The sequence below is a fragment of the Prosthecomicrobium pneumaticum genome, assembly GCF_014199915.1.
GTDB lineage: Bacteria > Pseudomonadota > Alphaproteobacteria > Rhizobiales > Kaistiaceae > Prosthecomicrobium > Prosthecomicrobium pneumaticum.
In genome coordinates this window covers 501,569-514,201 of record NZ_JACHOO010000002.1, presented here as the reverse complement: position 1 = coordinate 514,201, position 12,633 = coordinate 501,569, and the positions used below count along the sequence as shown (strand labels likewise).

9 protein-coding genes and 1 tRNA gene are annotated in these 12,633 nt (G+C 69.2%); 2 read left to right on the top strand and 8 right to left on the bottom strand.

What is annotated here, in order from left to right:
• Positions 1–9: 9 nt before the first annotated feature.
• The 3 genes from GGQ63_RS06130 to GGQ63_RS06120 are packed head-to-tail and all read right to left on the bottom strand — an operon-like array spanning position 10 to position 2,608.
• Positions 10–984: a transketolase family protein gene (locus GGQ63_RS06130; RefSeq protein ID WP_183853614.1), complete on the bottom strand. Its 975-nt coding sequence runs from the start codon at positions 982–984 to the stop codon at positions 10–12.
• Positions 977–1,825, bottom strand: coding sequence for a transketolase (locus tag GGQ63_RS06125; protein WP_183853612.1), 849 nt, complete (start codon positions 1,823–1,825; stop codon positions 977–979). The genes GGQ63_RS06130 and GGQ63_RS06125 overlap by 8 nt, the downstream gene beginning before the upstream one ends.
• Before the next feature lie 3 nt (positions 1,826–1,828).
• Positions 1,829–2,608, bottom strand: coding sequence for an SDR family NAD(P)-dependent oxidoreductase (locus GGQ63_RS06120; RefSeq protein ID WP_343061089.1), 780 nt, complete (start codon positions 2,606–2,608; stop codon positions 1,829–1,831).
• A 127-nt stretch (positions 2,609–2,735) separates the two neighbouring features.
• Here GGQ63_RS06120 and GGQ63_RS06115 point away from each other — a divergent pair, with 127 nt between their 5' ends.
• The gene (locus GGQ63_RS06115) at positions 2,736–5,165 is read left to right on the top strand and encodes a transketolase (protein WP_183853608.1); all 2,430 of its coding nucleotides are present in this window, start codon (positions 2,736–2,738) and stop codon (positions 5,163–5,165) included.
• A 36-nt stretch (positions 5,166–5,201) separates the two neighbouring features.
• On the opposite strand, the gene GGQ63_RS06110 is transcribed toward GGQ63_RS06115, so the two are convergent.
• From GGQ63_RS06110 to GGQ63_RS06100, 3 genes are all read right to left on the bottom strand, one after another.
• Positions 5,202–5,278 (bottom strand) — tRNA-His (locus GGQ63_RS06110).
• Positions 5,279–5,460: 182 nt separating this feature from the next.
• Positions 5,461–5,967, bottom strand: coding sequence for a phasin (locus GGQ63_RS06105; RefSeq protein ID WP_183853606.1), 507 nt, complete (start codon positions 5,965–5,967; stop codon positions 5,461–5,463).
• Between the two features lie 217 nt (positions 5,968–6,184).
• Entirely contained in the window at positions 6,185–6,562 is a 378-nt protein-coding gene (locus GGQ63_RS06100; RefSeq protein ID WP_183853604.1) for a phasin family protein, read from the bottom strand.
• A gap of 177 nt (positions 6,563–6,739) precedes the next feature.
• Between GGQ63_RS06100 and GGQ63_RS22200 the strand changes: the two genes are divergently transcribed.
• Entirely contained in the window at positions 6,740–9,739 is a 3,000-nt protein-coding gene (locus tag GGQ63_RS22200) for an ATP-binding protein (RefSeq protein WP_281380114.1), read from the top strand.
• Between the two features lie 39 nt (positions 9,740–9,778).
• Here GGQ63_RS22200 and GGQ63_RS06090 read toward each other — a convergent pair whose 3' ends face one another.
• Positions 9,779–11,008 (bottom strand): TIGR02594 family protein, encoded by a 1,230-nt coding sequence (locus GGQ63_RS06090; RefSeq protein ID WP_183853602.1) that lies wholly within the window; start codon positions 11,006–11,008, stop codon positions 9,779–9,781.
• A 137-nt stretch (positions 11,009–11,145) separates the two neighbouring features.
• Positions 11,146–12,396, bottom strand: coding sequence for a hypothetical protein (locus tag GGQ63_RS06085; protein ID WP_183853600.1), 1,251 nt, complete (start codon positions 12,394–12,396; stop codon positions 11,146–11,148).
• Positions 12,397–12,633 lie beyond the last annotated feature (237 nt).

The following is a 12,633-nucleotide window of genomic DNA, read 5'->3' as shown; positions in this document are numbered from 1 at the left end:
CGCTTCTCCTCAGGCGGCGATGACGGTGGCGACGATCGCCGCGGTGGTCAGGCCGTAGCGGGCCTGCAGGGTCGGCACGGAGCCGCATTCGATGAAGCGGTCGGGCAGGCCGATCCGCTGGAGCGGCTTCGACACGCCGTGCTCGAACAGCGTCTCGGCGACGAGGCTCGCGAGCCCGCCCGCCACCACATGGTTCTCGACGGTCACGACGCGATCCACCTCCGCCGCGAAGGCGGCGACCGTCGCCGCGTCGAAGGGCTTGATCGTCGGCACGTGCAGCACGCCGGCCGAGACGCCGCGCCGCTCGAGTTCCGCCGCCGCGTCGAGCGTCCGCTCGGTCATCATGCCGGTCGAGATGAAGCCGATCGCGCCGCCCTCGCGGACCTGCTGCGCCTTGCCGATCTCGAAGCGGTAGCGCGCGGGGTCGAGCACGACCGGCACCTTGCCCCGCAGGAGCCGCATATAGACCGGCCCGTCATAGTCCGCGATCGCCGCGGTCGCCTGCGCGATCTCGGTCGCGTCGCAAGGGTCGATGACGACGAGGCCGGGGATCATCCGCATCAGCGCGAGGTCCTCGATCGCCTGATGCGTGCCGCCATAGCCCGTGGTGAGGCCGGGCAGTCCGGCGACGATCTTGACGTTGACGCCGCTATGGGCGAGCGCGATCGCGATATAGTCGTAGGCGCGGCGGGTCGCGAACACGCCATAGGTCGTCGCGAACGGCAGCTTGCCGGTCCGCGCGAGGCCGGCGGCGATCGCGACGAGATTCTGTTCCGCCATGCCGATGTTGAGGAAGCGGTCCGGATAGGCGTCCCGGAACGGCAGGATATCGGTGTATTTGCCGAGATCGGCGGTCAGGCCGACGATCTCCGGCCGCTGCCGGGCGATCGCGACGAGTGCGCGCCCGAAGGGCGCCTCGACCGTGTCGCGCGCGCCGGTGGCCTCGTCCTCGCCCATGGCGAGGGTGCGTCCGCGTTCAGCCATGGGCCGCCTCCCGTTCGAACTCCGCGACGAGCGCATCCCACTCGCCGGGATCGACACGGACGAAATGCGCCCGTTCGCGCGCCTCGAGCGTCGGCACGCCGCGCCCCGGCTTCGTCCGCAGCACGATCGCCTTCGGCCGCCCGGTCCGCGCGCGCAGTTCCGCGAGCGCCGCGAGGATGGCACCGAGATCGTTGCCGTCGATCTCGCGGGTCTCGAAGCCGAAGGCGCGCCATTTGTCGGCGACCGGCTCCATGTCGAGCACGACCGGCCCGTCCGCCTGGATGCCGTTGCAGTCGATCAGCGCGACGAGATGGTCGAGCCCGAAATGGCTCGCGGCCATCGCCGCCTCCCAGGTCGCGCCTTCCTGCATCTCGCCGTCCGAAAGCTCGACGAAGACGCGTGCCTCGATGCCGTCCATCCTGAGGCCGAGCGCCATGCCGACGCCCTGGCCGAGACCGTGGCCGAGCGAGCCGCCGATGATCTCGACGCCCGGCGTAGTGTCGAGCGTCGACATCTCGAGCCGGCTGTCGTCGGCGCCGTAGGTCGAGAGCTCCTCGACCGGCAGGATGCCGCATTCGGCGAAAGCCGCCCACAGCGCGATCGAGTAATGCCCGGTCGAGAGCAGGAAGCGGTCGCGCCCGGCCCAGGCGAGGTTTGCCGGATCGTAGCGCAGCTCGTGGAAATAGAGCACGGCGAGGAGGTCGGCGATGCCGAGCCCCTGGCCGATATAGCCGCTGCCCTGGCCGCGGGCCATGGCGAGCATGTGGCGGCGCAGATTGGCGGCCCGCCGCGCCAGCGCGGCGAGGTCGGGCGTGTCGGAGGGGCTGTTCGGCCGCGCCATCGCTCAGTCCTTGTCCATGCCGCCGGTGAAGTTGAGCCGCTCGGCGGTGACATAGGCGGGCGCGTCGAGCGCCAGCCAGACGATGCCTTGGGCGACCTCCTCCGGCTCGACCCGCCGGCCGAGCGGGATGCGGCGGGTGCGTTCGGCGAGGAAGGCGTCGAGATCGTCGCGCCCCTCGACGCGGGCGAGCACGGCCTCGGTCGAGCGCTGCATCTCGGTGTCCATCATTCCCGGCGAGAGGCTGTTGACGAGGACGCCATAGGGCGCGAGCGCGACGGCCGCGGCGCGCGTCACGGCATCGACGCCGGCCTTCGAGGCGGCATAGGCGGTGTAGTTCGGCAGCGCCATGCGGGCGGCGGGGGAGGTGATGTTGACGATCCGGCCGCTCCGCTGGTCGCGCATCACCCGGCCGGCGGCGGCGGTCGTCAGCGCGAGCGCCTTCAGATTGATCGCGAGCGTGCGGTCCCAGAGCGCGGCCGTCATGTCGAGGAACGCCTCGATCCCGCCATAGCCGGCATTGTTGACGAGCACGTCGAGCCGGCCGAAGGCGGCGACCGCCGCATCGACGGCTGCCTGCGGGCCGTCGGGCGCCGTCAGGTCGATCGCCCGCGCCTGCGCCCCGTTGCCGGCGAGCGTCGCGCTCTCCTGCGCGCTCGCCGGGTCGATATCGAGCACCACGACGCGGCAGTCGCGCCCCGCGAGCTGCCGTGCGATCTCGCGGCCGAGCCCGCGCCCCGCCCCCGTCACCAGCGCAACGGGCGCTCCGTCCGGTTCCTGCACCACCTTCCGAGTCCTCCCACTCGGTCTGAATGGTAACGGTATCATTCGACGATCGTCAAGCCGCTCGACGGGAGAGGGCGGTTGCGCTTAGGCTGGGGCAGCCACGATCGGTAGGTGGGGAGGACCGTCGATGTCGAAGGCAGGGGTGAGCGCCGAGACGCTCGCAATGCTCGGCGAACTGGAGCGCAAGGTGCTCTGGCTCGCCGCCTGGACGATCCACAACGCCAACCATCTGCGCGACAATGCCGAGGGCCTGAAGGTCGGCGGTCATCAGGCCTCCTCGGCCTCGCTCGCGACGATCATGACGGCGCTCTATTTCTCCGCGCTCCGGCCGCAGGACCGTGTCGCGGTGAAGCCGCATGCGAGCCCGGTCTTCCACGCGATCCAGTATCTGCTCGGCCGGCAGACGCGCGAGAAGCTCGAGAACTATCGCGGCTACAAGGGCGCGCAGAGCTATCCCTCGCGCACCAAGGACATCGACGACGTCGATTTCTCGACCGGCTCGGTCGGCCTCGGCGTCGCGCAGACGCTCTTCTCGGCGCTCGTCCAGGACTATGTCCGCGCCCATGGCTGGGGCACGGAGCGGCCGGAGGGCCGCATGGTGGCGCTGGTCGGCGACGCGGAGATGGACGAAGGCAACATCTTCGAGGCGCTGCTCGAAGGCTGGAAACACGGCCTGCGCAATTGCTGGTGGATCGTCGACTACAACCGCCAGAGCCTCGACGCGGTGGTGCGCGAGGGGCTGTGGCAGCGTTTCGAGGCGATCTTCGCCAATTTCGGCTGGGACGTCGTGATCCTCAAATACGGCGTTCTGCTCGAGGCGGCCTTCCGCGAGCCGGGCGGCGACCGGCTGCGCGCCTTCATCGACCATTGCCCGAACCAGCTCTATTCGGCGCTCTGCTTCCAGGGCGGCGCGGCCTGGCGCCGGCGTCTGCTCGACGAGATCGGCGATCAGGGCCCGGTGACCCGCCTGATCGAGTCCCGCTCGGACGAGGACCTCGCCCGGCTGATGACCAATCTCGCCGGCCACGACCTGCCGACCCTCCTCGAGGCCTTCGAAACGGCTGGCCGGCACGACCGGCCGACCTGCTTCATCGCCTATACGATCAAGGGCTTCGGCCTGCCGCTCGCCGGCCACAAGGACAACCATGCGGGCCTCATGAACCCGCAGCAGATGGATGCGTTCCGCCAGGCGGCGGGCGTCCGCCCCGGCCATGAATGGGACCCGTTCGAGGGCCTCTCGGCGTCGCCCGAGCGGCTCGGGCGCTTCCTCGCCGGCGTGCCCTTCGCGGCGCGCCGGCCGGCGCCGGCCGCGCCCCGCGTCGCGGTGCCGGCAACCCTGCCGAGCCCGGCCTCGGGCGGCAAGACGCTCTCGACGCAGGCCGGTTTCGGGCAGATCCTCAACGAGATCGCCCGCGCGGAGAGCGAATTCGCCGCCCGCATCGTCACCACCGCGCCGGACGTCACCGTCTCGACCAATCTCGGCCCGTGGGTCAACCGGCGCGGCCTGTTCGCGCGCGAGACGATGGCCGATCTCTTCCGGTCCGAGCGCATCCCCTCGACCTTCGCCTGGGATTTCTCACCGGAGGGCCAGCATCTCGAACTCGGCATCGCCGAGATGAACCTCTTCCTGATGCTCTCCGCCCTCGGCCTCAGCCATGCGATCCATGGCGAGCGCCTGCTGCCGGTCGGCACGCTCTACGACCCGTTCATCTATCGCGGCGCCGATGCGCTCAACTATGCCTGCTATCAGGACGCCCGCTTCATCCTCGTCGCGACCCCCTCGGGGGTGACGCTGGCGCCCGAGGGCGGCGCCCACCAGTCGCTCGGCACGCCGCTCGTCGGCATGGCGCAGGACGGGCTCGCCGCGTTCGAGCCGGCCTTCGTCGACGAGCTGGCGACGATCCTGCGCTTCGGCTTCGACTATATCCAGCGCGAGGGCGGCGGCGATCCGGACGAGCGCACCTGGCTGCGCGATCAGACCGGCGGTTCGCTCTATCTGCGCCTGTCGACCCGGCCGGTCGAGCAGCCGCTCCGCACGATCGGCGAGGATCTCGCCCGCGGCATCGTCGACGGCGCCTACTGGCTGAGGAGGCCCGGCCCGAATGCCGAGATGGTGATCGCCTATCAGGGCGCGGTGGCGCCGGAGGCGATCGCCGCGACGGGCCTGCTCGCCGAGGACCGGCGCGACATCGGCCTGCTCGCGATCACCTCGGCCGACCGGCTCAATGCGGGCTGGACCGCGGCGGGCCGGGCGCGCGAGCGCGGCCTCGTCCACGCCCGTTCCCACATCGAGCGGCTGTTCGCCGACCTGCCGCGCCATTGCGGCCTCGTCACCGTGATCGACGGCCATCCGGCGACGCTCGGCTGGCTCGGCGCGGTCGCCGGCCACCGCACCCGCTCGCTCGGCGTCGAGCATTTCGGCCAGACCGGCACGATCGCCGATCTCTACCGCCATCACGGAATCGACGCGCAGGCGATCGTCCGCGCGGCGCACGCACTCGCCCCCGAACGCCCGGCCCGCCACCTCAAGGCGGCGAGCGGCGACATGGCGGGGTGAGGGGAATTCCGGAGAAGGCGGGCTGACGTGGAAGAATGGTACAGCTGGGTGGACTCGAACCACCGACCTTCGGAGCCACAATCCGACGCTCTAACCAACTGAGCTACAGCTGCCCAAGGCGGGCGGCCGATCGTCGGCGCACCCGCGGAAAGCGGCTGGACCCTAGTCAAGGGCCGGCCGCGTTTCAAGTGCAATCGTCAGCGGTGCACAGGACGGCGGCGCCGCAGACAAAAGGCCCGGAACCGTCCGGCCCGGGCCTCGTTCACCGCGCCCCACGCGCGCGTGCGGTCTCGTTTCAGACGAAGCCGAAGGTCTTCACCGACTTCTCGACGCTGTCCTTCATCGGCTTCGAGGCGTCGGTCACGACCTTGGTCGTGAGGTCCTGGAAGTCCTTCGCCTGCGCGGTCAGCGCCTCGAATTCCTGGCGCAGGTAGCGGCTCTGCAGTTCGATCGCTTCGGCGAAGGTCTTCGTCGCCAGGAGGCCGCGGGCGAGATCGAAGGCCGAATCGGTGCGCGCCTTGCCGGCATCGAGCATCTTGTAGCCGAGGGCGAGCATGCCCTCGCGGGTCGCCTCGTAGGAATCCTCGAAGGCGTCCGTCGTCTCTTCGGCGGCCGACTTCATCTTGGCATAGGCCTCCTTGGCGCTCGACACCGACTTCTCGGCCATCTCGCGGAAGGCGGCGGGAACTTCCATCTGCGGCATGTTCATGCTGAAGGCCTCGAACGGCATGTCGAAGGCCTTCGTCGCGGCGGCCTTCGCGGCCTTGGCGGCTTTCGGCGGGGTGGCGGCAGCTTCGGTCATGGATTTGCTCCTCGCGTTCCTCTTCGAACGAAAGACCGGCCCGCCCGCCGCCCGAGGGGCGCGCGCCGCGGACGCAGCACGGCTGTTCCGAGCTTATATAGCGAGGTCTCTTGTGCGTTGCAACAATCTTTTGCGTTGCACAAAAAAATGAGCGAAATCAAGCGGCTGCACACGGAAAGGTGGCGGCTGCCGCTCAACTGCGCAGGGGCGCCGGCGGCTAGCCGGGCTTGGGTGCCGCCTCGCTCGCCGCACGGCCGATCGTCTCGGCCATGCCGCGGCCCTGGTTCGTGGCCTGCTCGACCTGCCGCCTCAGAAATTCCTGCTGCAGCGCCGCGATCTCCTCCACCGTGGTGGCGCGGACGAGCTTCTGGGCGAAATCGAAGCCCGAGGCGACGTTCTCCTCGAGATAGGCGAGGGCCTGCCGGTTGATGTCCTGCGCTCCGCCCTGCACGGTGCGGGCGGAGTGCTCGGTCTTCTCGATCGCCTTCAGCGTCGCCGTCATGAAATCGTCGAAGGCCTTCTTGGCCTGGTCGACGCTCTTGTCGGCGAAGGCGCGCATCGGCTCGGGAATGTCGAAAGCCGTCTTGTCGGTCATGGCGTTCTCCCTCCTGGAGGCGGCGAGCATAACCCTGCGGCGAGACGAGAGAAAGTCGCGGCCGGTTAACCCTTGCGCGCGACAATGGGCGGGCCGCGGGCCTCTTTTCGTGACGGGGGCCGGCCGGCGCGCTATGGAAGGCTCGTCGCGAACAAGGGTGCGGATCCGATTTCGGGCATGAGCGGCAGGACCTACGCGTTCCTCGATCTGGCGGCGCTGCCCGCCATCGGCGCCGGCCTGCTGGCGCCGGAGCCCCGGCTCGTCTGGTCGGCCGATGGCCGGCGCGTCCTGTGGGCGAACGCGGCCGGCGTGCGCTTCCTCGGCGAGGCGCGGCTCGCGGCGCTCGCCGAGCGGCGTTTCTCCGAGGCTCACCCTGCCACGACGCAGATTTCCCGGCTCGCCCGCAGCCTGCCGCCCGACGCGCCGCGGCTCGAGCGGATCAGCTTTCTCGCCGCCGGCCGGCTTGCGGCCCGGCTGTGCGCCGCCACCCGCATCGCCCTGCCGGACGGATCGGCCGCGCTCCTCCTCGTCGTCGAGCCCGGCCTGCCGCCCAGCGCGCCGCTCGAGGCGCGCGCCCGCGATCTCCTCGAGGCGATCGTCGCGGAGGACTGCCTCGCCGTCATTCTCGACGATGCCGGGGCGCCGCTCGCTTCCGCCGGCGCGGTCGAGGCGCTCGGCGATGCCGAGGCGGCCGCCGATACGCTGCGCGCCGCACTTCCAGCGGGCGCGCGGCTCGCCAAGCGGGCGCTGCGGATCGGAGCGGCGCGCCGCCCGGTCGGTATCTGCCGCTTCGAGGCCGAGGGCCGCCCGCTCCATCTCGCGATCGTCGGCCCGGCGGTCGAGATCGTGCTCGCCGAGGAGGCGTCCCCTGGGGCATCGTCCGGGGCCGCCCGACCGGTGCCGGAGCCGGCTTCCGCCGCTCCGGAACCGCCCTTCGGTGGGCGCCATGCCGATGGACCGGTCGGGGCCGAAACACCGTTCGCGGCGATCCCCCCCGACCCGACGGCCGGGCCGCAACCGTCGAGCGCGCTGCCGGCGGATCCGGCCTCGTTCGCATCGGCCGCCGAGACGTCGATTGCCGATGCGACCGGCGGCGAGGAGCCCGTCGGCGCCGACCTCGACGCGCCCGAGGTCGCGCCCGCCGACCCCGCATCGGCCGACCCGGCATCGGCAGAGGCCGTTTCGACCGATCCCGCTTCGGCCAGAGCCGCTTCGCCGCAGACCGACGAGGCGCCCCTCGCGGCGCCGGTCCGCTTCCTCTGGCGGATGGACGGCGAGGGGCGGTTCACGGAGCTTTCGCCCGAGTTCGCCGCCGTGTTCGGACCCGTCGCCGAACGGCTGGTCGGCCTCGATTGGAGCGCCGCCGCCGTCCTGCTCGGCGTGCCGGCCGAGCCGGTCGCCGGGCTGATCGCCGGGCGCGACACCTGGAGCGGCGTCACCATCGCCTGTACCGCACCCGGCGGCGCCGTCCTGCCGGTCGATCTCGCCGCCTTGCCCGCCTTCGGCCGCGATCGCGGCTTCGAGGGCTATCGCGGCTTCGGCGTCATCCGGCCGCCCGAGCGGGCGCCGCGCCCCGCCGGCCGCCGCGCCGCGCCGCCGGCGTCCGATGCGGCCGGTCGCGCGCCGTCTGTCGCCCTCGCCGGCGAGCCGGCCTCCCTGCCGCCCGCGCCGCGCCTGCCCGACCCGCCGAAGGGCGCGGACCGGCTGAGCGGCACGGAGGAGGAGGCCTTCCGCCGCATCGCAGAGGCGCTCGGCCGCACCGTGCCGAAGCGGATCGGCGCCGCGCCGGCCACGCCGGCCGCGGCACCCGAGCGGGCGTCGTCGCCGGGCGTCGCCGCGCCCGTGCCGCCGCCGGCACCCTCCGCGTCATCCACGCCGCCTCCGCCGGCCGTCCCCGAGGCGCCCCGCGATGAGGGCGCACCAGCCGTAACGCCGGGCCGTTCCGCGCCCGAAGCGGTGGCCGACGACACGCCGCCGCCCGTGCCGCCAATCCCCGTCCGGCCCGAGCCGGAGCCGGACAGGGCCGTGCTCGATGTGCTCGCCGCGGAGCGGGACGCCGCGCTCGCCCGCGCCGCCGAGCTCGAGACCATCCTCGATACGGCGACGGATGGCATTCTCGTCGTCGATCGCGCCGGCACGATCGAGCGCGTCAACCGCAGCGCCGAAGCCCTCTTCGGCATCGATGCCGCGGCCGTGCTCGGCACGCCCTTCGTCACGCTGTTCGCCGAAGAGAGCCGCCGCGCCGCCGGCGATTATCTCGACGGTCTCGCGGAGAACGGCGTCGCGAGCGTGCTGAACGACGGCCGTGAGGTGATCGGCCTGGTGCCGCAGGGTGGGCTGATCCCGCTCTTCATGACGATGGGCCGGCTCGGTGCGACCGGCCGCTTCGCGGCGGTGCTGCGCGACATCACCCACTGGAAGAAGGCGGAGGAAGAACTCATCGCCGCCCGCCGCGCCGCGGAGGAGGCGTCGATGCAGAAGTCCGACTTCCTCGCCAAGATCAGCCATGAGATCCGCACGCCGCTCAACGCCATCATCGGCTTCTCGGAAGTGATGATGGAGGAGCGCTTCGGGCCGGTCGGCAATGCGCGCTACAAGGACTATCTGCGCGACATCAACCGCTCGGGCGGGCATCTGATGAGCCTGCTCAACGATCTTCTCGACATATCGAAGATCGAGGCGGGCAAGATCGACCTCTCCTTCGAAGCGGTGTCGCTGTCGGAGATCGTGACGGAATGCGTCGCGCTGATGCAGCCGCAGGCGAACCGCGAACGCATCATCATCCGCACCAGCCTGCCGTCCGGCGTGCCGAGTGTCGTCGCCGATCCGCGCTCGCTGCGCCAGATCGTGCTCAACCTGCTGTCGAACGCGGTGAAGTTCACCCTTGCCGGCGGCCAGGTGGTCGTCTCCACCGCGCTCGATCCCTCCGGCGAGGTGACGCTGCGCATCCGCGACACCGGTATCGGCATGTCGGAGAAGGACATCGAGACGGCGCTGAAGCCGTTCCGCCAGATCGCCACCGCCGTCCGCCCGCGCACCGACGGCACCGGTCTCGGCCTGCCGCTCACCAAGGCGCTGGTCGAAGCGAACCGCGCCGCCTTCGCGATCGATTCGACCGTCGGCCAGGGCACGATGATCCGCGTCACCTTCCCGACGACGCGGGTGCTCGCGGGGTAGCCGAGCCCGCAGCGCCTCCTCGAGGACCTTGGCCGAGCGTCAGGTGCCGATCCAGCGGAATCCGACGAAATCCGAGCGCGGGAAGACCTTCTCGCAGACCTGATCCGGACCCGTGCCGCCGGCCGGCTTCTGGTTGCCGGCGAGCAGGACCACCTGCCCATCCTTGGTGCTCTTCACGAAGCCGACATGCCCGGTCGTGTCGGTCGAATAGGGCTTTGTCACGCCGATTGCTCCGGCCGTCGGCTCGAGAACGACTTTTGGCAGCTTGAGCCAATCGGCCGCGAAGCTGCTCCTGTACTTCTTGGCGGTGGCGATCGCCGTCGCATCGCCGGAGTTTTCAAGACACCAGCAGACGAAGGCGGCGCACCAGGCGGTCTCGTCGGACTGGTTCGCTGCGAAGCCCACCGTCGTCAGATAGGCTGATATCCGGGGATTGCTTGCGGCGCCCGGAACCTCGCTCTGGCCTACCTCCTTCTCGGCGATGGAGAGCCAGGGCGTTGGCCCGCCGGACGAGGCCGGGGAGCCAGCGGCCGCGGGCCACCAGTCCTCCGGCTTGGCGAGCAATGGCGCGTTCGCGGTATAGGCGTCAAAGAGGCGCCTCGCGACCTCGTCGAGAACGCCGTCGCGCGTGCGCGGCTTCCCATCGGCCTTGAGGAGGCTGGCATTGCCGTTCATGATCGAGGTGACCCGATCCGGCTTGTCGTAGATCGTGGCGAGCAGGGAATCGATTGCCTGATCGCCCTTGCCGCCCATAACCTTGAGCGCAGCCGGCCAGCCGAAGAAGTGATAGAGATAAAGCTCGGCGGGACTTGGAAGTCCGCCGAAGTTTTTCTGATGGCGGTTGATGGCGTCGTCGGCGAGTTGGGCGGCCATGAAGGCCTGCGCGCGCGCATCGATGATGTCGACGGCGCGCAGATAGGGCGGATCGCCTGCGGTCTTGCTCAGGTCGTTCCATGTCGAGGCAAGAAATTGGAACGGCCCGGTCGCGCCCGTATCCTTGTAGATGCTGGCCCGGATCACGCCGGCCGTCCTGTCCCAGGCCGATCCGCTTTCAATGCGAGCGAGCGCGAGAAGGTAGGCGACGTCGACATTTGCGGCCACCGCGGCCTGCGCGACAAAGGATACGAAATCGGTGAGCTTCACATCCTGCGGCGCGAGCGTCTTCTCAAGCAGATACTCGGTCCGCACGAAGCCCTTCGGCCCGTTGCCTCCCCCGCCGTCAATTCTGACCGAGGACCAGCCGTCTGCCTGATCCTGGCGGTCGACCAACACATACTCAGGATAGATGCGAACGGGGGAGCCATCGGGAGCCTGTATCGGGGCGCTGCCGTCTACGGGCTCGGATCGAAGAAAAGTTGGCTCTTCTACGAATGTAACTTTCATTTTTGCCCAGCGACCCTCCCTGCCTATCTGGTAATTGCCAGTGCCACCTCTTCGGAATATTTTCCGGTTTCTTCTTTTCCATTTATCTTCTGTATAATGTTTATTATATATCTATTTTGATCATTCAATCGATCTCCAGACACGAAAGATTCTTTATTAACAATTATCTTAGTATCATTATTAATATATTCGTGAGATGTTCTATTGATGTACATTCGGAGTCTTTCTTGAAGAGCCTTGATCTCCGCTTCGTTGCGAAGATGAACCTGTTCATACGTATCTGCTCGCCGCGCAGGATCGCAGTCCGGCAGCTCGACTGCGGCGCGCAAAGTTCCGGGGTCGAGCCGGAGAGTTGGTGTCGAGAAGGACGCCATCCTGCCTTGCAGTATCCCCAAGGCTTTTCTGGTGTCGCTTGCTGGCCCCCCCAGATCGCCATCGACCGCGACGCAAAGACGCCGCTGAACAATTTTCACTTGTTCGGGCGTCAGAGACGGGATGTCGCCGGGCAGGAGGTTGGCGGCCACCGGCTGGGGCGCCGGCCGGACATTGTCCGTGCCGGTCCTCACATCCGCCAGCCGCGGCTGCGAGGCGGTCTGGACGCGCTCGAGGGTCGGCACGCCCGAGGGCGAGGCGACGGCGACATAGACGGTGTTCTGGATGGCCGCCTTGATCTGCGCTTCGATGGCGACCGGCAGGCAGAGATTGAGATAGCCGCGCACCGCCTCCATCGCAGTGCTCGAACTGGAATAGTTCGAACGCTGCAGGGCGACGCCGTTGCGGTAGGCCTGCATCTGGTTCTTCAGGAGCACGTCGATGTCGGCCGGATCCATCGAGTAGAGCACCGCGGCGCTCGCATTGTCGGTGATCTGCGATCCCAGGCCGAAAGCGGCCGCGGTGATCGCGATGGCGGCTTTGCTGGCGTCGGCGACGCCCAGAATGCTGTTCGTGGTGCCGCCGATCGAAGTCAGCTGGCTCTTGATGTGATCGCGTTCGCGGCGCACCCGGTAGAGCCCGTCGAGATAGGCGGCGCATTGCTCGTCGACATAGCCGAAGCCTGCCACGGCCACCTCGTACCAGTCGACATAGGCCGCGGTGGTCGGGTAGCCCGCACGACGAATGAAGATGTCGCGAACGTTCAGATAGTTGTCCGACGATCGGGCCGCATCGGCCGCCTGGATGACCGGGTCGGGACCGATCGGATTGTCGAGTGCCGTGCACGCCGAGAGGAGCGTTCCGGACAGCAGAAGGACAGGGATCCCCGAGCGCTTCGCCATGCCGCCACCCCCCGGTAGAATGCTGGCATGGCGTCCGGAGGGGAACAATCCTCAACTAAAAATTGCGATACCAAAATTAACTATTGCCTCAGTGAAACAGCGCGCTTCTATCGTGTCGCGAGCGGCCGCCGCTCGGGGGGATTGCGCGCGGTTCATCTCTGCTGCAGTCATCCCGTAGCGTTCGACGTTCCTATCGCGCTTGCCTCGGCCGCCGCCCGCCGTCACGCTCGGCGCCGC